Genomic DNA, 22,889 nt, shown 5'->3' on the forward strand with positions numbered 1-22,889 from the left:
TGGGGAGGAGATAAATGGACATCCTAATTTGTGATGATGAGCCTTTAGCAATCGAACGTTTGTCTAGATTGGTGAGTCAGCTCGGACATCAAGTGGTGGCAACAGCCTCACATGGTCAACAAGCAATTGAATTAACTCAACAATATGAACCAGATGTGGTACTTTTAGATATTCAGATGCCAGAAATGGATGGTTTGACCTGTGCGCATTATTTGCGTCAGCTTGAGCCGATGCCTGCTTTGGTGTTTTGTACAGCTTATGATGAACATGCACTCGATGCATTTAAGTCACATGCTGAAGGTTATTTATTAAAACCAGTGATGCAACAGGAATTGCAACAGGTGCTTGGTCACCTCACTAAATTAACCCAAGCTCAAATGAGCGAGATAAAACAAAAAGAAAATATGGACGAATTTAACGTAAAGCGACATCAAATCGCAGCGAAAACCTATCGTGGTGTGGAATTGGTTCCCATTGAAAATATTTATTATTTTTTGGCGGATCAAAAATATGTCACGGTACGCCACAAAAACGGCAGTGTCTTAATTGATGAGACCTTAAAAGACTTAGAACATGAGTTTGGGGAGGCCTTTATTCGTATCCACCGTAATGCCTTGGTTTCAGTTCACTTTTTAGAAGGGCTTGAAGTGGTCAACTCTGGGCAGCATCAAGTGCGTTGCCGTGAGTTAGATGAGCGTTTAGCGGTGAGTCGACGGCATTTGCCAGGCTTGCGCGAGCGTTTACATAAGCTTTAGCATGCCAATTTAATGGCTCTGCTGCTGATGAGACGGGGTGCTTTGGGCTGAATACATTTCCAATAGGGGAAATTCAGTTTAAGATAGTTTCATTCTTATTGGCACATACTAAAATTTATGAAAACCCTAAAGATCGCTACTCGACAAAGCCCGCTTGCTCTTTGGCAAGCTGAACATATTCGTGCTCGTTTAGAAGCACTGCATGCGGGGCTCACAGTAGAGTTGGTGACTTTTGTTACCCAAGGGGACAAAATTTTAGATACACCATTGGCAAAAATTGGTGGCAAAGGTTTATTTGTTAAAGAGCTTGAAGCAGCTTTGTTGGATGGTCGTGCTGATTTGGCAGTGCATTCGATGAAAGATGTTCCGATGGCTTTGCCTGAGGGGTTATCGCTGGCCGTCATTTGTGAGCGTGAAGATCCTTTAGATGCTTTTGTGTCGAATAGTTGCGTGAGTTTTGATGCCTTGCCACAAGGGGCGAAGGTCGGCACCTCGAGTTTACGCCGTAAATGCCAAATTTTAAAACAACGACCTGACCTAGAAATTATCGATTTACGTGGTAACGTGGGAACGCGTTTATCTAAATTGGATGCGGGTCATTACGATGCCATTATTTTGGCCAGTGCGGGATTAAAACGTTTGGGTTTGGCAGAACGTATCCGTCATACCATTCGACCTGAGTTGAGTTTACCTGCCGTGGGTCAGGGCGCTTTAGGGCTAGAGTGCCGTGCAAATGATCAAGCGGTATTGGATTTAATCCATCCTTTATTGCATGTAGAAACTGATACCTGTGTACGGGCTGAACGTGCTTTCAATGCTTATCTTGAAGGTGGATGTCAGGTACCCATTGCAGGCTATGCTACTTTAGCAGACAACCGCATCCATATCGAAGGGCGTGTGGGGAGTGTCGATGGGCAAACGCTCCTCAAAGCACAAGTGGCGGGCAATGCAGCTGAAGCCGAGCATTTGGGCGTTGTCCTTGCACAAGAGCTATTGGCTCAAGGTGCAGGTGATTTACTCAAAGCCTTTTATCACTAATATTGCTTAACGATGCTGTTTATTAATACGCGCCCTGTTGATCGCGCGGCAAGCCTCACGATGGCACTAGAGCAACAGGCTGTTGAGGTCTATCCATTGCCGTTACTGGAGTTGTTGCCTAGAGCATGGAGTCATGACCTAGAGCGCTTGTATCAGCAGCTAGTGTACACCCAAGTGATTGTGGTGGTCAGCCCTAGTGCTGTGCAGTTTGGTATGGCACATTTGCTGCAAAGCGGTTTAACGGTGTCCGATTTACAGCATATTCAATGGATTGCAGTCGGACAAAAAACAGCGCAGGCTTTGGGCGAATATGGTTTGGACAGTGTGGTGCCTGAGGTGGAAACCTCTGAAGGGATGTTGCAACTGCCTGTTTTGCAGAACTTGGCCAGTGATGCGAGCATTGCGTTTTGGCGAGGAGAAGGTGGGCGTCAGTTTATGATGGACACCTTAATGCAACACGGGCGTCTTATACTAAACTTTGTTTTGTATGAGCGTCGCTGTCCAAATGAAACGATGCAGCAACAGGCTGAATTAATTCAATGTTTATCAGAACATAATCACTACGTCGCACTGATCAGCAGTGAGGCCAGTTGGCTGAATTGGTTAGCTCTGCTGGACTCAAATATTCAGCTTCTGCAACAAGGACACTTTTTGGTGTTGGGTGAGCGTTTGGCACAGATCTTGAAGCAGTATCAACAGCAAATGCATGTGCTGTTTAAAATGAGTGTACTGAAAGATTTAAAGACAGCCACGATTGTACAGTTGTTACAAAGTGAGCAAGGGAACGCATGAAGAAGATTCTTATCATTGTATTGATGGCTGCATTGGCGTGGATTGCGAAGCTAAGCTATGACGTGTGGGGGCTGAGTACACAGCAAGCCACTTTGCTCAATGAAATGCACCAAATCGAACAGCGCAGCGCCAATTTGAACGATCAAGTCGTGGCTATGCAGCGTCAAAAAGGAACTTTGAAACAAGACTCAACAGCAGCGAATGCGACGATTAGCCAACCTGCCGAATTGGTGGTTGAAGGCATTGATCCAATTTTGTTTATTAAGCAACAGCTGGACTTGGTTGAGTTTGCCTTAAAGCAACAGCAGTATGTGGTGGCCACTGATAAGTTGGCTTTTTTAGATATGCAGCTGGAAAAATATAACTTGGCTGTGGCTTTGAAGCAAAGTTTGCATCAGGTCATAGCGCGAGATATGCAAACCATTCAGAAATTTGTGGCTGAGCGCAATGAGCAGCAAGCGCTGATTAACCGCCAGCTGCAACAAATTGGTCAGGTCTTAAGTCGGGAAATACAACAACCTCAGTTAAACACCACACGCGATCCGTCCGAACCCTTTTGGAAGCAATGGTTGAGGCTCGAACCTGCGCAAGCACCTGCAACAGCATTAATGCAACGACAAATCGTGCTTAAAGAAGCTCAGTTACGTTTATTGTTGGCACGCCAAGCCTTAGCTGCAGGGCAATATACCGAATATCAAAAAGACTTAACCGAAGTGATGCTGTTGATCCAGCAACTTCCAGACCCTAAAGCCAAAGAGCTGTTGAAACAACTGAATAAGCTGAAAACATTGGTGGTTGTCCCAACGCCTATTTTAAGTACGCGTGCGTTGTTGGGGTAATGGAATGAAACAAATACTGATTGCTTATGGTTTGGTGAGTTTAATTGCAATTGCTGTGTTGAGTGTCTTGAGTTATGGGCATGGTGCGGGTTATGTCTACGTGTTTTGGCATGACTGGCAGTTACAAACCAATCTCTGGATTGTATTTATTGCGCTAGCACTGCTTAGTTTTAGCTTGCATTTGGTTTGGTTGGGGCTAAAACGCTATCTCAGTCGAGAAAAACGCAAAGCAGAAACCGTTTTTGATTTTAAAAGTTTGCATCCTTATGAACAACTGGCTGTGATTTGGTTATTGGATGCAGGCCGAGATCAACAAGCCTTTATTCAAAATGTCTTCGCGCAGTCAGGCTTGCTCAAAAGTATTATCGATGCACGTTTATATTTGATGAAGGAGCAGTTCCCTGAAGCCTTAAGCGCCTTGAGCCAAAGCAATGCCATGGCCTTTGAGTTGGCTGAACTGCAACGTATTGAACTGTTTTTAGCACAAGAAGATGCAGAACAAGCTTTAACTCATCTAGAGTTTCTCAATCAACATGAACTGTCACCTTGGCTTAAAGATGTGCAAACCGCTTATGAAGCGTGTTTAAAAGAGCTATGGGGGCGTTTTGCGATTCAGTTTCCGTGGCTGTATTTACGCTCAACCCAATATGGTCATTTAGATCAAGATGTGAAAAAAGCATGGCTGAAGCGTTTATTGATAAAATTTGATCAAGCCAATTATGAAAATTTAGAGGATTTAAAACAACGTTATTTGGACTTGTCTGATCAGATTTTCAGCCGCAGTTATGATGTTCAACTGCTGTGGCTTAAGTTATTAGCACGTATGCCAGACATGAGTGAACAGCACGAACACTTGTCGATTTATTTGCTCAATCAGCAGTTTAATCCGGAAGTATTTTATTTGTGGTTCCAGCAGCAACTTTTGAAACAGCAACCCGATTATGTGGACTTGCAGCAACACATTGAAGCATGGGAAGCGAAGTATACGAGTGTGCCGGTTTTGAGTTTTGCCAAGTGGCATATTTATACTGCTTTAGGCATGCAAGAGCAGGCGGATGCGTTATTAAGTTTATATCCCGATAATGTATTAATGAACTATTTAAGAATCAAATCGACTTTAAATGGTGATGAAGATTTAATTAAACAGTTAAATTTAATTTTTGAAAATAATGCAAATTTTGTAGAAATGAAAATATAGGTGCATAATGCAGAGCGTTTTAGATTACCCATTGGTTTATACTCAACACGTGGCTTGGGGAGATATGGATGCCTTTGGTCATGTTAATAATGTCATGTATTATCGTTATGTTGAAAGTGCTCGTTTGGCTTATATTGAACATACGGGTATTTTATCTGCTGATGTGCTGACTGTTGTTGCATCAAATCAGTGCAAATATTTAAAACCAGTATTTTATCCAGACCAATTAAAAATTAGTGCACGTATTGAAGAACTCAGAAATAGTGCATTTCGTATGCACTATTTATTATGGAGTGAACAGCAACAAGCATTCGTTGCGGAAGCAGAAGCGGTCATTGTTTGTGTTAATAAAACCAATATGCAGAAAACATTAATTCCTGAACTGGTGCGTCAAAAACTCAAAGAATTTGAGTTAACCGTCGGTCACCAAATATAAATCTCTTTTTATTTATTTTAAAAGTCGTTAGACTATATAAATATTGTCTAAGTATTGTTGTTTAAGTCATGGATGAGTTGAGTCTTTGGTCTAATCAAAATATTATTAAATAGACTCAGTAAATAAAATGTTGGTTAATGGAGTTAATGTAATGCCAGATATTAGTAATTTATCCGTAGAAGAGTTAAAGCGTCTACAAATCGAAGCGGAAGCTTTAATTGCATCTAAAAAAGATCAAGCAATTGAAGATGCTTATACTCAAATTAACGCGATTGCGGAAAATGTAGGCTTAAGCATTGAACAAATTTTAGAGTTTGGCGCGACCAAGCGTAAAAAAGGCACACGTAAGTCGGTTGAACCGCGTTACCGTAACAAAGGCAATGCTGCTGAGACATGGACTGGCCGTGGTAAGCAACCACGTTGGTTGGTGGCTCAGTTAGAAAAAGGTGCGAAGCTTGAAGATTTTCTAATCTAAGTCATCACCTTGTCACAGATGTGACATAAGCTCAAAAAACCAAGCATCATCTGCTTGGTTTTTTTATAGTTAAAGTTTGGTGTTGTTGTAAAATTATGCATAATGTCTATCAAAGAAAGACAAGAAATGAAGCAAGGAAGAATAATTGAAAGTTCGTGGTGGGAGAATCACAAAACCTAAATACATCACGTGGTGGATGTTTGCAGTCGTTGCCTTTTTAATTTTTGTTTTGCTGCAAATTCCTGCGGCATGGCTCATTGCAAAATTTTATAAAAACAACCAAGTTTTACATAACGTCAGCGGTAATATTTGGCATGGACAGGCTGATTGGCAAACTGGAAAATTGCGTGGAACTGTGCTTTGGACCACCCGACCTTTAGATTTACTGCTCCTTCGTGCAGGTGCCAATCTCGAAATTTATAGTGCCAATACCAAGCTTGAAGGCGTTTTGGCCTATGGGTTTGGGAAAAAAATAATGGTACGTGATTTAAACGGACAAATTGCACCTGAAACGTTAAAGTCGTTGGCCAATTGGCAATGGCCAAGTAATGCGATTCAGTTAAAAGAAATTGATTTTAACTATAAAAAAGAGCAGGGATTTGATCAAGTGGATGGGGGAATACAATGGGCAGGCGGCGAACTCATGTATATCTTTGCGCAGCGCCCACAACAAATGCAGATTCCATCGTTAGCGGGCCGTTTGTCGCAGGAGCAAAATAAGCTGATGGTCGATTTACGCGATCAACGACAACAAAAACTGATGAACCTGACCATCGACCCAAGTCTGATGTTAGATGTGCAATTAACCCAGCGTCTCATGTTGAATGTGCCTTCATATCAAGGTAAAGCAGGCCTAGATAGTTATGTGGTGAGTTCACGTCAGCCTTTACTTAGTGGGGGCTTTTAATGGGTTTTGATCTGCAAAAATTACCAGAGCTGAATCTCAAACAGTTTGAACGCGTAGCACCACTGTGCTTAATGCTTTTGATCTTGGCACTATGCTGGAAGTTGGCTGGCTTATTTTGGCTTTGGGTGGCGCCACCACAAGTCATGCAAATGCCACGCGTTGAATTGGGTTCGCAGCAACCTCAAGTTCCGAATATTACCAATTTTGCGTTATTTGCAGAGCAAAGTAAGAATCCCGCAGATGATCAGCTCAATTTACAGCTACAAGGGGTGGTGGTTGGACAACCCAGTCAGTTCTCATCTGCTGTGATTAAGGCAAATAATGTGGCAGAGCGTTATCGAGTGGGGGAAAACATCGAAGGCAGCGCTTATTATTTGGCAGAGGTGTATTGGGATCGCGCTATTCTTAAAAATAACAGTGGGCAAACCCGAGAATTGTTCTTTCAAGGGATTGATAATTTAGATCAGCAAATTGTGCCCCCAGCAACAGCACCCGTTGCAGCGCCTCCTGTGAGTCAAGAGCAGCAAGCATTAGGCCAAGCAGTACAAAACTTACAACAGGATCGTGAGCAATATTTAAAAGATTTGGGTGTAAATACCAATAACACAGGGCAGGGGTATCAAGTCACTGAGCAAACACCAGCTGCACTGCGAAGTCGTTTGGGCTTACAGGCTGGGGATCAGATTATGTCTTTAAATGGTCAAACGATCGGACAGGGGCAAAACGACGCGCAGCTGTTAGAACGTGCGCGCCGTGAAGGACAAGTAAAAATAGAAGTGAAACGTGGTGATCGTATCATTACGGTACAACAGAATTTTCAGTGATCGAACATCACCAATATTAGTTAGGAATGACTTGGATTTATGGCTTTATTGAATCACCGCCCTGTTTGGGCACTGACAATCGCAGCGCCTTTGCTTGCCATGGTGAGTACAGCCAGCTATGCACAAACATGGAAAATTAATCTGCGCGATGCGGACTTAACTGCATTTATTAATGAAGTTGCCGATATTACGGGGAAAAACTTTGCAGTTGATCCACGGGTACGCGGCAATGTCACGGTGATTTCAAACAAAGCGTTGAATAAGCAAGAAGTCTACGACTTATTCTTAGGGGTCTTGAATGTCAATGGTGTGGTTGCGATTCCTTCTGGTCGGACCATTAAAATTGTGCCTGACAGTAATGTCAAAAGTTCTGGCATTCCCTATGATGTTCGTCACCGCGCCACAGGCGATCAGGTTGTGACGCGGGTGATTTGGCTGGAAAACACCAATGCCAATGACCTGATTCCTGCACTGCGTCCATTGATGCCGCAGTTTGCACATTTATCTGCGGTGAATGGCACCAATGCACTGATTGTGTCTGATCGCGCCAACAATATTTATCAGCTTGAGACCATTATCCGTAATTTGGATGGGACGGGACAAAATGACATCGAAGCGGTGTCGTTGCAGTCGAGTCAGGCTGAAGAAATGATTGGGTTACTAGAAAATATGAGCGGAACGGGCTCGATCAAAGATTTAAAGGGTTCCAGAATACGAATCATTGCAGATAACCGTACCAATCGAATTATTCTAAAAGGAGATACCGCGACGCGTAAACGTATTCGCCAAATGATCGAGATGCTGGATGTACCTGCTGCGGAGCGTCTAGGCGGATTGAAAGTGTTCCGCTTAAAATATGCCAGCGCTAAAAGCTTATCCGAAATTTTACAAGGTTTGGTCTCAGGGCAGGCTGTTAATTCTGGCCAGTCTAACGACAGCAATAACAATAGTAATTCGAGCTATAACCAAAGTAATAGCTCGAGTGAAGGTTCATCTTCACAGATTTCTACCCCAAGTATTAACTTAAATAGCCAGTCCAATCGCAATCAGAATAACATCACCAGCTTTAACAGTAATGGGGTCAGTATTATTGCCGATAGTTCGCAAAATGCATTGGTGGTCAAAGCAGACCCTCAGTTGATGCGTGAAATCGAGTCTGCCATTCAGCAGTTGGATACCCGTCGTCAGCAAGTCCTGATTGAGGCGACTATTCTCGAGGTGGAAGGTAACGATGCCGACCAGTTGGGCGTGCAATGGGCGATGGGCGATTTAAGCAGTGGTGTTGGGATTATCAATTTTGACAATATTGGTTCGAGTCTCAAAAGTATTGCTGCAAATTATTTAACGGGGGGCGGTGCGGGGGCTGCAAGTGCAATCGGCGCGGGTGGTTCGTTAATCCTTGGCGATTATAAAGAAGGCAGTGATGGCTCGCGTCGGTTATATGGCGCAATGATCCAAGCATTAAAAAGTAATACCAAGTCGAATTTGCTGTCTACACCATCGATTGTTACCATGGACAATGAAGAAGCCTATATCGTCGTGGGTGAAAATGTGCCCTTTGTAACAGGCTCAGTTTCTACGACTTCTTCAGGTACAGCTAACCCTTACACCACCATTGAGCGTAAAGATGTGGGTGTAACGCTTAAGGTGGTGCCACATATTGGTGAAGGTGGCACCATCCGCTTAGAGATTGAACAAGAAGTCTCGGATGTCAAAACCAATAAAGGTGAAGCGCAGGATTTGGTCACCAGTAAGCGTGCGATTAAAACCTCAGTCTTGGCGGAACATGGTAATACCATCGTTTTAGGTGGCTTGATTTCGGATAATACGTCTTATTCACGCCAATCGATTCCAGGTCTTGGTGCAATACCAGGGTTAGGGCGTTTGTTCCGCTCAGATGGTAAGTCAGATCAGAAACGCAATTTGCTGGTTTTCATTCATCCGACGATTGTGGGGGATGGGGAGTCTGCACGTCGCCTTTCTCAGCAGCGCTACAGTCAGCTTTATAGTTTGCAGTTGGCCATGGATAAAGATGGTAGCTTTGCTAAGTTGCCTGAAAATGTCGATGATGTTTTCCAACAACGTTTGCCTGTGACATCAACCAAACCGACCTTGCCACAATCGTATCAACAGGTGCCAAGCAGTCCAACCTCAACGCAGCCGATGGTTGAAACAACGCCTGTGACTATTGAGCCTGCGATTCGTAAACAGCCGATTGCTAATGTTCCTAAAAATACCACCTCGCGTCAGCTATACCCAACGGTTCATCCTCACATTGGCTTGAACTTGATGATGCAAAATGTTCAAGGTGCTCGCGTGGCACACATGGCACAGGTGGTATCGACAAGCTATTCCATCCCTGAGCGGTATACTGAGAATATCTCGATAGGTTCTGCCTAGCTGTTCTGCCATTCGTCTGTGAGGGAAGGTGAAATGGTAAAGAATATTCTCTGTGTTATCATAAATCAGCACATAGAGAGATAAGTCATGACTTGGAAAATACAAGCAATTACTGGCGAATTAACGGGTCAGGAAATTAGCATTGACCGTGATATGTTGGTCGGTCGTCATCAAGCAGCGGATATTTTATTACAACAATCTGAAATTTCGCGTAAACATGCGGCCTTTTTACTGAAAGAACAGGCTTTGTGGCTACAGGACTTGGGTTCTTCCAATGGCACGTATGTGAATGATGTGCAAATTACGGCAGAAACGTTGTTGAAGCAAGGTGATATCGTCCAGTTTGCAAGCATAAAGTTTTCGGTCTTTGAGCCTGCTAAAGCGTTAGAAGATGTGGTGGAATCGGTAGAGGCTGCAACTTTAGGTGCAGCTGTGGTTGAAACACCGATTAGCCAGCCATCTGAAGCAGTAGCTGCTTCAGAAACGGCTCAAGCGGAAGTGAGTGCTGATGCGCCTGTTGTTGAGCCAGAACTGCCGAAAACGGCAGCACAGCATATGAGCGATCAGGGTATGCCTGAGCTAAAAGAACGCGATGGCAATGTGAGTTTAACGCGTGACGGGATGCCACAAAATGTCGGTATTCCGAAACCCGCTCCTATTCCTGCAGGGGTGGATTTGACTGCGCCTAGCGTGCCTCAGGTTGAGAATAATGAGGCTCCAAAAGTACAGGTTGAGCAAGAGGCTGAAACTCAGAAAAATGCCTCGCTGGGTCTAATCTCGATTATTGTCTTGATTATTTTAGCGATTATTGCTTGGCTGATGTTCAAATAAAACGCAGATCACACTACAATCAAGGCATGCACAAGCATGCCTTGATTGTTTTGGGCAGTACACGATAAAAATGGGTGAGGGTGAATGAATATTGCAAATGTGGCACAGCGAGAGGTTTTACTTTTCGATCTAGATGGAACCTTGGTGGATTCAGCAACAGATTTGCATCGTGCCATGAATATGAGCCTGAATGCTTTGCAGCTGCCTACTGTTACTGAAGCGCAGGTGCGAATCTGGGTTGGGAAGGGAACGGCGCTGTTTTGTCAAAGTACCTTGCAGCATTTAACGGGTAAAGTTGATCCTGCCCAGCAACAACAATTGTTGGATACGTTTTTAAAAATTTATAATGCCGACCCATGTGTGGAAACTCAGCCTTTCGATGGCATTCTTGAGTTTTTAGAATGGGGCTTGGCACAAAAGAAAACCATGATTTGTGTGACCAATAAACCTGAAGCGCCTGCACGCGCGATTGTCGATCATTTAGGTATGAATCATTATTTTGCTGATGTCATCGGCGGCGATCGTTTCGAAGAGCGGAAGCCGCATCCGCGTCAATTGTTACACTGTGTTGAACAATATGCGCAAAGCAAAGATCAGGTCTTAATGATTGGGGACTCATCTAATGATGTTGAGGCTGCACGTCGTGCGGGTATTGATTGTGTTGTGGTCAGCTATGGCTATAATCATGGTGAAAATATTTTAGACTGTCAGCCACAGCAAGTGGTGGATAATCTGTGTGAACTGATTGGGTAACTTTGCAAACGAAGGAATGAACATGAGTAAACATATGACTTTTCGATGGCGAAACTCCAAGCACTAATTTTAAAAACTGATCACGCCATATTGAAAAAATAGAGAACACTCATGACAACGCAAACTCAATTCGATCAACTCAAAACAGCAGGGTATAACCTGATTCCAGTCTATCGTCAGCGCTTAGCCGATACTGAGACACCATTGTCAGTTTTTGCGCGCCTAAAAGAGCATAAGCAAGCCTATTTGTTTGAATCCGTAGAAGGTGGGGAGAACTGGGCACGCTACTCGATTATTGGTTTAGGTGAATCTACTGTGTTCTCATGCAACGCGGGTGAGCTGACCATTCAACAAGCCGACGGCACTATAGAAAAGCAACCTTGTACAGATCCGTTTCAATTCATTCGAGATTTTCAGTCGCAGTATAAAGTACCAACTCAAGCTGATTTACCTGCTTTGCCAAGCTTTACAGGGGGCTTGGTGGGCTACTTTGGTTATGATGCGGTACGTTACATTGAGCCGCGTTTAAACAACGCGCCAGAAGCAGACCCAGTGGGTTTGCCTGATATTTGGATGATGTTGTCTAAAACAGTGATTGTGTTTGATAACTTAAAAGATACGCTATTCCTGATCGTGCATGCCGATGTAGTAGATGCGGATGCATATAACCAAGCCCAGCAGCAACTGGATGCTTTGGAAGATTTGCTCGCAACGCCAATTAGTTTAAAAGCCACGCCGCATACTGCACCGCATTTTGAGTCACTCACGGGCAAAGCAAAATTTTTAGAATCGATTGCAACGGTGAAAGAGTACATCCGTGCAGGCGATGTGATGCAGGTGGTGCCAGGGCATCGCATGGTCTCTGACTTTGATGGTGAGCCTTTACAAGTTTATCGTGCGCTACGTCATTTGAACCCATCGCCTTATTTGTTCTTGGTACAAGGGCAAACTTTGGGAAATAATCAGCCTTTTCATATTGTCGGCTCTTCCCCTGAAATTTTATCTCGCCTTGAAAATGGGATTGCAACCGTGCGTCCGCTGGCAGGAACGCGACCGCGTGGTAAAACCAAAGAAGAAGATTTGGCGCTTGAACAAGACTTGCTGTCGGATGAAAAAGAGATTGCTGAACATTTAATGTTGATTGACTTGGGGCGAAATGATGTTGGTCGTGTCTCGAAAATTGGCAAAGTGCAAGTGACTGATCAAATGGTGATCGAACGTTATTCGCATGTCATGCATATTGTTTCCAATGTGCAAGGCGAAGTTCGTGATGATGTAGATGCCTTGGATGTTTTTAAAGCAACTTTCCCAGCAGGTACACTTTCAGGTGCACCAAAAATTCGTGCGATGGAAATTATTGATCAAGTTGAGCCCGTAAAACGTGGAATTTTTGGTGGTGCTGTTGGTTATTTAGGCTGGCATGGCGAAATGGACATGTCGATTGCAATTCGTACCTGCGTTATTCGTGAAAATAAGGTGTATGTTCAGGCAGGAGCGGGGCTTGTTTATGACTCAAATCCTGAATCTGAGTGGAATGAAACCCAAATAAAAGCTCGCGCAGTGATCAAAGCGGTTGAATTATCGTCAAACGGATTGATTTTGTGAGTTTTTGACGTTTTTTTTGAAAAAAACACTTGCAAGGATTTTGAGTTTTGCTAAACTGCACACCGTTCCGATACGAAACGTACGAAACACTAAGAAACGCCGGCATAGCTCAGTTGGTAGAGCAACTGACTTGTAATCAGTAGGTCCACAGTTCGAATCCGTGTGCCGGCACCATCTTAGAGAGTTGAGTGGGTTAAGTAAAGAACGACACTGAAGTAAGTGTAAAATGGTGAGGTTCCCGAGCGGTCAAAGGGGGCGGACTGTAACTCCGCTACGAAAGTTTCGAAGGTTCGAATCCTTCCCTCACCACCAATTTTAAGACTTCAAGAAAGTGGTCTTTGTACCAACATCGTGCGGGAGTAGCTCAGTTGGTAGAGCGGTAGCCTTCCAAGCTACATGTCGCGAGTTCGACCCTCGTCTCCCGCTCCATTTGAAGTTTTATATTTGCTCTTATAGCTCAGTGGTAGAGCACTCCCTTGGTAAGGGAGAGGTCTCGAGTTCAAATCTCGATAAGAGCTCCAGATTACAGTTTAGTAGAATTTCTACAAATTTTTAAAGAAGCAGGCTTATTAGTCTGCTTTTCAAGTATTTGGTGTTTGATTTTTTAGGCGATGTGTCGATACTGAGTTGTTTATACCTGTGTTCGACGTAAACGAGGAAGATGAACATGGCTAAGGCTAAGTTTGAACGTAATAAGCCACACGTTAACGTGGGCACAATCGGTCACGTTGACCATGGTAAAACAACTTTAACAGCTGCAATTGCAACTGTATGTGCGAAGAAATTCGGTGGCGAAGCGAAAGACTACGCTGCAATTGACTCTGCACCAGAAGAAAAAGCACGTGGTATTACAATTAATACTTCACACGTAGAATACGATTCTCCAACTCGTCACTACGCACACGTAGACTGCCCGGGCCACGCCGATTATGTTAAAAACATGATTACTGGTGCTGCTCAGATGGACGGCGCGATCCTTGTATGTGCTGCGACTGATGGTCCAATGCCACAGACTCGTGAACACATCCTTCTTTCTCGTCAGGTTGGTGTACCTTACATTCTTGTATTCCTTAACAAGTGTGACCTTGTTGATGATGAAGAACTTCTTGAATTAGTAGAAATGGAAGTTCGTGAACTTCTTTCTACTTATGACTTTCCAGGTGATGACACTCCAGTTATCCGTGGTTCAGCTCTTCTTGCACTTAACGGTGACGCTGGTCAGTATGGCGAAGAAGCAGTTGTTGCGCTTGTTGACGCGCTTGACACTTACATTCCAGAGCCAGTACGTGCAATCGACCAAGCATTCTTAATGCCAATCGAAGACGTATTCTCTATTTCTGGTCGTGGTACAGTAGTAACTGGCCGTGTAGAAACTGGTATTGTGAAAGTAGGCGAATCAGTTGAAATCGTTGGTATCCGTGATACTCAAGTAACTACAGTTACTGGCGTAGAAATGTTCCGTAAACTTCTAGACGAAGGCCGTGCGGGCGAGAACTGTGGTGTTCTTCTACGTGGTACTAAGCGTGAAGACGTACAACGTGGTCAAGTACTTGCTAAACCAGGTGCAATCAAGCCGCACACTAAATTCGATGCAGAAGTATACGTACTTTCTAAAGAAGAAGGTGGTCGTCACACTCCATTCCTTAACGGTTACCGTCCACAGTTCTACTTCCGTACAACTGACGTAACTGGCGCGATCAAATTACAAGATGGCGTTGAAATGGTTATGCCTGGTGACAACGTAGAAATGTCAGTAGAATTAATTCACCCAATCGCAATGGACCCAGGTCTACGTTTTGCGATCCGTGAAGGTGGTCGTACAGTTGGTGCTGGTGTAGTTGCTAAAGTAACTGCATAATTATAAAATAAAATTACAAATTGGGGTTTCGGCTCCAATTTGTTTTGCAGGTCAGTAGTTCAATTGGTAGAGCGTCGGTCTCCAAAACCGAATGTTGGGGGTTCGAGTCCCTCCTGGCCTGCCAACTTTTTTATAAAAGACGCTTGATGTCGGCAAAACTGGTCATATAATAAGTCGCGAAACCTACGACGAGTACAAAAATGTCGAATGAAAAATTACGCGACGCACAAAGCGACGCGGCAATCCCTCAAAGAAATAATTCTGCTGAAGTAGTTAAATCTGGTTCTCCCCTGGACGTCGTCTTATGGATTATCGCATTGATTTTATTAATTGGTGCGACCATGGTGAATCAACACCTACCAGCGTATTGGGCACCAGCCAACGATATCTGGGTGCGCGTTGGGGTAATTTTGGCTTGTATCATCGTGGCATTCGGTTTATTATACGCCACCCATCAAGGCAAAGGCTTTGCTCGTTTGTTGAAAGATTCACGAATTGAGCTGCGTCGAGTGACTTGGCCAACGAAGCAAGAGACCATGACCACATCTTGGCAGGTGCTTGCGGTTGTAGTTGTTGCATCCATTTTATTATGGTGTTTTGACTACATTTTGGGCTGGTTAATGAAGTTTATTATCGGGTAAGAGAGCTATGAAACGTTGGTACATTATTCATGCCTATTCAGGTTATGAAAAACAAGTGATGCGTTCACTTAATGATCGAATCCAGCGTAGCGCTGTAGCCGATAGCTTTGGTGAAGTCCTTGTTCCTACCGAAGAAGTGGTAGAAATGAAGGATGGTAAGAAACGTAAATCTGAACGTAAGTTCTTTCCAGGCTATGTGTTGGTCGAAATGGAAATGAATGATGAAACTTGGCACATTGTTAAAGAATGTCCAAAAGTTTTAGGTTTTATTGGTGGTACGGCTGAGAAACCGGCGCCAATTACCCAACGTGAAGCAGATGCGATTCTTGCTCGTGTACGCAATACTGGTGAAGCACCACGTCCGAAGACGATGTTTGAACCAGGCGAAGAATTACTCGTAATTGACGGTCCATTCACAGACTTTAAAGGTGTGGTGGAAGAAGTTCTATACGAAAAGTCACGTTTAACGTTGACCATTAATGTATTTAATCGACCAACTCAGGTTGAGCTGGAATTTCGCCAAGTCGAAAAATCAGTTTAATTAGAACTGGTTGAAAAACGCCTGGCTTATTTATAAGTCAGGCATTGTTGTTGTAACGGTATCGTTACTTAGAAATTGGGGAGCCTTCATCGGCGTTTGTACCCAGAGGTAATTTGAAATGGCTAAGAAGATTGACGGCTATATCAAGCTGCAAGTTCCAGCTGGTAAAGCGAATCCATCTCCACCGATTGGTCCTGCATTGGGTCAACGTGGTGTTAACATCATGGCATTCTGTAAAGAATTCAATGCTGCGACACAAAAACTTGAAGTTGGTTTACCAATTCCAGTCGTGATCACTGTGTACAACGACAAGTCGTTCACATTCATCATGAAAACTCCTCCTGCATCTATTCTTCTTAAGAAAGCTGCTGGTATCCAAAAGGGTTCTGCTGTACCTAACAAAACTAAAGTTGGTAAGTTGACTCGTGCTCAATTGGAAGAAATCGCGACTACTAAAGAACCAGATTTAACTGGTGCTGATTTAGACGCACGTGTTCGTACCATCGCTGGTTCTGCACGTTCTATGGGCTTGGAAGTGGAGCTATAAGACATGGCAAAGTTAACTAAACGTCAAAAAGCCATTGCTGCTGCTATTGAAGCAAACAAAGTTTACACTTTAGAAGAAGCCGTAGCTGTTCTTGCTGGTCTTCCTGCTGCGAAATTCAAAGAATCTTTGGATGTTGCGGTAAACCTAGGTGTTGACCCTCGTAAATCTGACCAAGTTGTTCGTGGCGCGACTACACTTCCTGCAGGTACTGGTAAAACTGTACGTGTAGCTGTGTTTGCTCAAGGCGCTGCTGCTGAAGCTGCTAAAGCTGAAGGCGCGGACGTGGTTGGTTTTGATGACCTTGCTGAAAGCATCCAAGCGGGTAACCTTGACTTTGATGTAGTGATTGCTGCTCCTGATGCAATGCGCGTTGTGGGTAAGTTGGGTACGATTCTTGGTCCACGTGGCTTAATGCCAAACCCTAAAGTGGGTACTGTAACTCCTGACGTAGCTGGTGCAGTTAAAAATGCAAAAGCTGGTCAAGCACGTTACCGTGTAGACAAAGCGGGTATTATCCACGCTGCGATCGGTCAAGTAGATTTCTCTGCTGAAGCTGTTCGTCAAAACGTTGAAACTTTGATTGCAGACTTGAAAAAGTTAAAGCCTGCGACATCTAAAGGTGTATACATCAAAAAGATCACTTTGAGCTCAACTATGGGTCCAGGTCTTGTTGTTGATGTAAACAACGTTTCTAACTAAGTTTAACTTAGACAGAATTTTGAAGCCCTGAGTAATATTTGAAGCACTGCTTCAAATATTACGCAAGAGAAACCGGTTTCGGACTACTTGCAAACTTAGGCAAACTTTGAATTGGTAAATGTAGATTTATCAGCGTCAAAGACCTCAGGCGAGAGTAATTTCGATTACTTTCTTAATTTCCCAGCCTGAGTAGACGCGGTGGTGTGATTTGTTCATCCTCCGCGTGTAAGTTCAGTGATGAACTTGCGAATTGGGAGTGTACTTCGCGTAAGTACATAAATCACCGTTAGGAGGTTTTACAATGGCTCTTCTTATCGAAGGCAAAAAACAGATCGTTGCTGAAGTAACTGAAGTTGCTTCTACTGCGTTTGCTGCTGTTGTTGCTGACTACCAAGGTTTAACTGTTGAGCAATTAACTGCTCTTCGTGTTGAAGCTCGTAAGTTAGGTGTTGCTACACGTGTTGTACGTAATACTTTGGCTAAACGCGCTCTTCAAGATACTCCATTCAATATCTTGAACGACAACCTTGTTGGCCCAACAATTTTAGCTTTCTCAACTTCTGCAGATGATATGGGTGCTGCGGCACGCTTATTCGAAGAATTTGCGAAAACTAACAAAGCATTTGAACTTAAAGCTGCTGCATTTGAAGGCAAACTTTATCAAGGCGCAGAAGTTAGCGTTATCGCGAATCTTCCAAACCAAGAGAAAGCGCTTACTATGCTTGCAAGCGTTCTTCAAGCTCCTATTTCGAAATTGGGTCGCTTACTTACAGCGCTTCAAGAGAAAAACGAGTCAGAAGCTGCATAAGCTCAAACTTAAACACACATCATTCAATACCCATTTGGAGTTACTCTCATGGCTTTAACAAACGAAGAAATCTTAAACGCAGTTGCTGAAAAAACTGTTCTTGAACTTGTTGAACTTATTTCTGCTTTCGAAGAAAAATTCAACGTATCTGCTGCTGCTGTAGCTGTAGCTGCAGGTCCTGCTGCTGCTGCTGCTGAAGAGCAATCAGAATTCAACGTTGAGTTGACTTCTTTCGGCGCGAACAAAGTAGCTGTGATTAAAGCAGTTCGTGAAATCACTGGTCTTGGCTTGAAAGAAGCGAAAGACATGGTTGAAGGTGCTCCTTCAGTTCTTAAAGAAGCAGTTTCTAAAGAAGAAGCTGAAGAACTTAAGAAAAAACTTGAAGAAACTGGTGCTACTATTACTATTAAGTAATGTTACCAGGGGGGGAATATTAATTTCACCCCAAAAATTGGCTGATGGCTCTTGGGTCATCAGCCTTTTTGCGTTACAATAATCGGCTCGATTTTTGTTTGCTTGGTGGAAAATCCATCAAATTAAAATAAAGAAAAGAATCAAACGCTTACCAATATTTTTCAAATTTAAAAATATTGGTAAGCGTTTCAATACCACTGAAAATTGCAGCATTTGTAAAAAGTGGTGGCCATATCGGCCTGCGTAATTCCTTCTGAGCCCGTTCTGCAGGCGGGCTCGGTTTACTTTCCGAGGACTCCAGATGGCATACTCATATACCGAAAAGAAACGGATCCGTAAGAATTTTGGTAAATTGCCTAGTGTTATGGATGCTCCGTACTTGCTCGCGATTCAAGTCGACTCGTACAGAACATTTTTACAAGATGGCAAATCACCAAAAAACCGCGAAGATATCGGTCTGCAAGCCGCGTTTCGTTCAGTTTTTCCTATAGAAAGTTATTCTGGCAATGCTGCTTTAGAATTTGTTGAGTATAGTCTTGGTAAGCCTGAGTTTGATGTACGCGAATGTATTCTTCGTGGCTCAACTTATGCAGCACCAATGCGCGTAAAAATTCGTTTGATCTTAAAAGATCGCGAAACTAAATCAATTAAAGACGTGCGCGAGCAAGAAGTGTACATGGGTGAAATGCCACTCATGACCGATAACGGGACATTCGTTATTAATGGTACTGAGCGTGTAATCGTATCTCAATTACACCGTTCACCTGGCGTATTCTTTGACCATGATAAAGGCAAAACCCACTCTAGTGGTAAAGTGCTTTATTCTGCGCGTATTATTCCTTACCGTGGTTCATGGTTAGACTTCGAATTTGACGCAAAAGACCTTGTATTTGTGCGTATTGACCGTCGTCGTAAATTACTTGCGACTGTGGTTCTTCGTGCTTTGGGTTATAACAATGCGCAAATCTTAGACTTGTTCTATGAAAAAGTGCCTGTATATCTAGACATGGGTAGCTACCAGATTGACCTTGTTCCAGAACGCTTACGTGGCGAAATGGCACAATTTGATATCGTAGACAATGATGGCAAAACCATTGTTGAGCAAGGCAAGCGTATCAACGCGCGTCATGTGCGTCAAATGGAAGCTGCTGGCCTAGAAAAGCTTTCTGTGCCTGATGAGTACTTATACGAGCGTATTACTGCAGAAGACATTCCACTTAAAGATGGTGATGTGATTGCAGCAAACACCTTGTTAAGCCATGAAATTATGGTGAAATTGGCTGAAGGTGGTGTTAAACAATTTAACATTCTATTCACCAACGATATCGATCGTGGTTCATTCGTTGCAGATACTTTACGTGCAGACACCACGACAGGTCGTGAAGAAGCATTGGTAGAAATCTACAAAGTAATGCGTCCAGGCGAGCCACCAACGAAAGAAGCGGCTGAAAACTTATTCAACAACTTGTTCTTCTCTTCAGAACGTTATGACCTCTCTCCAGTGGGTCGTATGAAGTTCAACCGTCGTTTAGGTCGTCCTTACGAAGTGGGTACGGATCAGAAGTCTCGTGAAGTTGAAGGTATTTTGTCGAACGAAGATATCACTGATGTATTAAAAACATTGGTTGAAATCCGTAACGGTAAAGGTGAAGTCGACGATATCGATCACTTGGGTAACCGTCGCGTGCGTTCAGTAGGCGAAATGACTGAAAACCAATTCCGTGTTGGTCTAGTTCGTGTAGAACGTGCTGTTAAAGAACGTTTAAGCCAAGCTGAAACAGATAACTTGTCTCCGCAAGATTTGATCAATGCGAAACCAGTGGCTGCTGCAATCAAAGAATTCTTTGGTTCAAGCCAGTTATCTCAGTTCATGGACCAAAACAACCCATTGTCTGAGATTACGCACAAGCGTCGTGTGTCGGCACTTGGTCCCGGTGGTTTGACACGTGAACGTGCGGGCTTTGAGGTACGTGACGTACACCAAACTCACTACGGTCGTGTATGTCCAATTGAAACGCCGGAAGGTCCAAACATTGGTTTGATCAACTCGCTTTCTGTTTATGCGAAATGTAACAATTTCGGTTTCTTAGAAACACCATACCGTAAAGTGGTTGATGGTCGTGTAACGGATGAAGTTGAGTATTTATCTGCAATTGAAGAAGTAGGTACTGTGATTGCACAGGCCGATTCTGGCGTAGATAAAGACGGTAACTTAACAGAAGAATTTGTTTCTGTACGTCACCAAGGTGATTTCGTACGTATGCCGCCTGAAAAAGTGACGCATATGGACGTTTCTGCACAGCAGGTTGTTTCTGTTGCTGCATCACTCATTCCATTCCTTGAACACGATGACGCCAACCGTGCATTGATGGGTTCAAACATGCAGCGTCAAGCTGTGCCTACATTGATTGCTGACAAACCGCTTGTGGGTACAGGCATGGAAGCAAATGTAGCGCATGACTCTGGTGTGTGTGTGATTGCGGGTCGTGGTGGTCGCATCGAATTCGTCGATGCTTCACGTGTTGTGATTCGTGTCAACGAAGATGAAATGGTTGCAGGCGAGGCAGGTGTAGATATCTATAACCTGATCAAATATACACGTTCGAACCAAAACACTTGTATTAACCAAAAAGTGCTTGTGAAACTTGGTGATAAAGTGGGTCGTGGCGATGTATTGGCTGATGGTCCATCAACAGATGGCGGTGAGCTTGCACTCGGTCAAAACATGCGCGTTGCGTTCATGACGTGGAATGGTTACAACTATGAAGACTCGATCTTACTTTCAGAGCGCGTACTTCAAGAAGACCGTTTAACGTCAATTCACATTCAAGAATTATCATGTGTTGCACGTGATACGAAATTGGGTGCGGAAGAGATCACAGCGGATATCCCGAATGTGGGTGAAGCTGCACTGTCTAAGCTTGATGAATCAGGTATCGTATATATTGGTGCTGAAGTGACTGCTGGCGATATTCTTGTAGGTAAAGTAACGCCTAAAGGTGAAACGCAGTTAACACCAGAAGAAAAATTGCTTCGTGCAATCTTCGGTGAAAAAGCAGCTGACGTAAAAGACTCATCTTTACGTGTTCCATCAGGTACGAAAGGTACAGTCATTGACGTTCAAGTGTTTACACGTGATGGTCTTGAAAAAGACGAACGTGCGCAAGCAATTGAAAAAGCTCAGCTTGATTCATACCGTAAAGACTTGAAAGAAGAATACAAAATCTTCGAAGAAGCAGCACGTGAACGTATTGTTCGTTTGTTGACAGGTCAAGAGTCTAACGGTGGTGGTACAACTAAGCGTGGCGATAAGCTTTCTGCAGACGTATTGTCTGGTTTAGAGTTGGTTGATTTACTTGAAATCCAACCGACTGATGAAGCTATTGCAGAGCGTTTAACTCAAATTCAAGTGTTCTTGAAAGAGAAGAGCTTCGAAATTGATGAGAAATTTGCAGAGAAAAAACGCAAACTTTCTACAGGTGATGAATTAACAACAGGTGTATTGAAAGTTGTTAAGGTTTACTTGGCTGTTAAACGTCGCATTCAACCGGGTGATAAGATGGCGGGTCGTCACGGTAACAAGGGTGTTGTTTCTAACATCTTACCTGTTGAAGACATGCCGCACGATGCCAATGGTGTTCCAGTCGACATCGTATTGAACCCACTGGGTGTGCCGTCACGTATGAACGTGGGTCAGATTCTAGAGACTCACTTAGGTATGGCAGCGAAAGGTCTTGGCGAAGAAATCGACAAGATGTTAAAAGCGCAACGTACTGTACTTGAGCTTCGTGGATTCTTAGACAAGATTTATAACAAAGTTGGTGGCGAGCAAGAAGATCTTGATAGCTTAACTGATGATGAAATTTTGGTGCTTTCGGGTAACTTACGTGCGGGTGTTCCACTTGCAACGCCGGTATTCGATGGTGCTGAAGAATCTCAAATTAAAGACTTGTTAGAGCTTGCGAACATTTCACGTACTGGTCAAACAGTATTGTATGATGGTCGTACAGGTGAACAGTTTGACCGTCCTGTAACTGTAGGTTACATGTACATGTTGAAACTGAACCACTTGGTAGACGACAAGATGCACGCGCGTTCTACTGGTTCTTACTCATTAGTAACTCAACAGCCGCTTGGTGGTAAAGCACAATTCGGTGGTCAGCGTTTCGGTGAGATGGAAGTCTGGGCGCTTGAAGCATATGGCGCAGCTTACACGCTTCAAGAAATGCTTACTGTTAAGTCGGATGACGTTGAAGGTCGTACCCGTATCTATAAGAACATTGTAGATGGTAACCATTATATGGACCCAGGTATGCCTGAATCGTTCAACGTATTGACCAAAGAGATCCGTTCTTTAGGTATCAACATTGAACTGAAAAATGGTGACTAAGTTTCTCCATTGAATCTCCCCAACCTCTCTTGTTCAAAGAGAGGCTTCCTCGAAAGGGAAGCGGGGAGATTTCTCAGTTAAAAAACAATATTTGTGACCCAGTTGTGTAGTGAAAGTCTCCACAACACACGGAGAAAA

At 43.6% G+C, this 22,889-nt stretch carries 21 protein-coding genes and 5 tRNA genes; all 26 read left to right on the forward strand.

Translation table 11 applies throughout. The annotated features are described in order from the left end of the window. The first annotated feature begins 14 nt into the window (after positions 1–14). Positions 15–755: a LytTR family DNA-binding domain-containing protein gene (locus tag HUK62_RS02600; protein WP_176537014.1), complete on the forward strand. Its 741-nt coding sequence runs from the start codon at positions 15–17 to the stop codon at positions 753–755. 117 nt (positions 756–872) lie between these two features. Next, positions 873–1,793 (forward strand): hydroxymethylbilane synthase, encoded by a 921-nt coding sequence (gene hemC, locus HUK62_RS02605; RefSeq protein WP_218015309.1) that lies wholly within the window; start codon positions 873–875, stop codon positions 1,791–1,793. A gap of 12 nt (positions 1,794–1,805) precedes the next feature. After that, positions 1,806–2,585: a uroporphyrinogen-III synthase gene (locus HUK62_RS02610; protein WP_176537015.1), complete on the forward strand. Its 780-nt coding sequence runs from the start codon at positions 1,806–1,808 to the stop codon at positions 2,583–2,585. After that, entirely contained in the window at positions 2,582–3,424 is an 843-nt protein-coding gene (locus HUK62_RS02615; protein ID WP_176537016.1) for a hypothetical protein, read from the forward strand. The genes HUK62_RS02610 and HUK62_RS02615 overlap by 4 nt, the downstream gene beginning before the upstream one ends. A 4-nt stretch (positions 3,425–3,428) precedes the next feature. Next, on the forward strand, positions 3,429–4,622 hold the full coding sequence (locus tag HUK62_RS02620; protein WP_176537017.1) for a heme biosynthesis protein HemY: 1,194 nt from the start codon (positions 3,429–3,431) through the stop codon (positions 4,620–4,622). A gap of 7 nt (positions 4,623–4,629) precedes the next feature. Continuing rightward, the gene (locus HUK62_RS02625) at positions 4,630–5,058 is read left to right on the forward strand and encodes a thioesterase family protein (RefSeq protein ID WP_125273404.1); all 429 of its coding nucleotides are present in this window, start codon (positions 4,630–4,632) and stop codon (positions 5,056–5,058) included. A 127-nt stretch (positions 5,059–5,185) separates the two neighbouring features. Then, entirely contained in the window at positions 5,186–5,533 is a 348-nt protein-coding gene (locus HUK62_RS02630) for an H-NS histone family protein (protein ID WP_171056712.1), read from the forward strand. A 196-nt stretch (positions 5,534–5,729) separates the two neighbouring features. Beyond that, entirely contained in the window at positions 5,730–6,440 is a 711-nt protein-coding gene (gspN, locus tag HUK62_RS02635; RefSeq protein ID WP_176538435.1) for a type II secretion system protein N, read from the forward strand. After that, positions 6,440–7,264 (forward strand): type II secretion system protein N, encoded by an 825-nt coding sequence (locus HUK62_RS02640; RefSeq protein ID WP_176537018.1) that lies wholly within the window; start codon positions 6,440–6,442, stop codon positions 7,262–7,264. Before gspN ends, HUK62_RS02640 begins: the two co-directional genes overlap by 1 nt. A 39-nt stretch (positions 7,265–7,303) precedes the next feature. Beyond that, a complete protein-coding gene (gene gspD, locus HUK62_RS02645; RefSeq protein ID WP_176537019.1) occupies positions 7,304–9,664 on the forward strand; it encodes a type II secretion system secretin GspD in 2,361 nt (786 codons plus the stop codon). Positions 9,665–9,751: 87 nt separating this feature from the next. Continuing rightward, on the forward strand, positions 9,752–10,495 hold the full coding sequence (locus tag HUK62_RS02650) for an FHA domain-containing protein (RefSeq protein ID WP_176537020.1): 744 nt from the start codon (positions 9,752–9,754) through the stop codon (positions 10,493–10,495). Positions 10,496–10,579: 84 nt separating this feature from the next. After that, complete coding sequence (locus tag HUK62_RS02655; RefSeq protein WP_176537021.1) at positions 10,580–11,248, forward strand: HAD-IA family hydrolase; 669 nt, start codon at positions 10,580–10,582, stop codon at positions 11,246–11,248. Between the two features lie 111 nt (positions 11,249–11,359). Further along, positions 11,360–12,853, forward strand: coding sequence for an anthranilate synthase component I (gene trpE / locus HUK62_RS02660; RefSeq protein WP_176537022.1), 1,494 nt, complete (start codon positions 11,360–11,362; stop codon positions 12,851–12,853). A 98-nt stretch (positions 12,854–12,951) separates the two neighbouring features. Beyond that, positions 12,952–13,027, forward strand: a tRNA-Thr gene (locus tag HUK62_RS02665). 54 nt (positions 13,028–13,081) lie between these two features. Next, a tRNA-Tyr gene (locus tag HUK62_RS02670) sits at positions 13,082–13,165 on the forward strand. Between the two features lie 41 nt (positions 13,166–13,206). Beyond that, positions 13,207–13,282, forward strand: a tRNA-Gly gene (locus tag HUK62_RS02675). 17 nt (positions 13,283–13,299) lie between these two features. Next, positions 13,300–13,374: transfer RNA gene (locus HUK62_RS02680), tRNA-Thr, on the forward strand. A gap of 146 nt (positions 13,375–13,520) precedes the next feature. Next, entirely contained in the window at positions 13,521–14,711 is a 1,191-nt protein-coding gene (tuf, locus tag HUK62_RS02685) for an elongation factor Tu (RefSeq protein ID WP_004692776.1), read from the forward strand. A 48-nt stretch (positions 14,712–14,759) separates the two neighbouring features. Continuing rightward, a tRNA-Trp gene (locus HUK62_RS02690) sits at positions 14,760–14,835 on the forward strand. 76 nt (positions 14,836–14,911) lie between these two features. Further along, positions 14,912–15,352, forward strand: a complete 441-nt coding sequence (gene secE, locus HUK62_RS02695) for a preprotein translocase subunit SecE (RefSeq protein WP_004692774.1) — start codon at positions 14,912–14,914, stop codon at positions 15,350–15,352. Between the two features lie 7 nt (positions 15,353–15,359). Beyond that, on the forward strand, positions 15,360–15,893 hold the full coding sequence (gene nusG, locus HUK62_RS02700; RefSeq protein WP_004692772.1) for a transcription termination/antitermination protein NusG: 534 nt from the start codon (positions 15,360–15,362) through the stop codon (positions 15,891–15,893). 118 nt (positions 15,894–16,011) lie between these two features. Next, a complete protein-coding gene (gene rplK, locus HUK62_RS02705; RefSeq protein ID WP_004668262.1) occupies positions 16,012–16,440 on the forward strand; it encodes a 50S ribosomal protein L11 in 429 nt (142 codons plus the stop codon). A gap of 3 nt (positions 16,441–16,443) precedes the next feature. Next, entirely contained in the window at positions 16,444–17,139 is a 696-nt protein-coding gene (gene rplA / locus HUK62_RS02710) for a 50S ribosomal protein L1 (protein ID WP_010325731.1), read from the forward strand. 301 nt (positions 17,140–17,440) lie between these two features. Next, positions 17,441–17,947 carry a 50S ribosomal protein L10 gene (gene rplJ, locus HUK62_RS02715; protein ID WP_116758814.1) on the forward strand — a complete coding sequence of 169 codons (507 nt, stop codon included), beginning with the start codon at positions 17,441–17,443 and terminating at the stop codon, positions 17,945–17,947. A 48-nt stretch (positions 17,948–17,995) separates the two neighbouring features. After that, entirely contained in the window at positions 17,996–18,361 is a 366-nt protein-coding gene (rplL, locus tag HUK62_RS02720) for a 50S ribosomal protein L7/L12 (RefSeq protein WP_004692767.1), read from the forward strand. Positions 18,362–18,662: 301 nt separating this feature from the next. Further along, positions 18,663–22,751 (forward strand): DNA-directed RNA polymerase subunit beta, encoded by a 4,089-nt coding sequence (gene rpoB / locus HUK62_RS02725; RefSeq protein WP_062035236.1) that lies wholly within the window; start codon positions 18,663–18,665, stop codon positions 22,749–22,751. Positions 22,752–22,889: the final 138 nt, after the last annotated feature.

This window comes from Acinetobacter sp. NEB 394 (assembly GCF_013374795.1).
Lineage (GTDB): Bacteria > Pseudomonadota > Gammaproteobacteria > Pseudomonadales > Moraxellaceae > Acinetobacter > Acinetobacter johnsonii.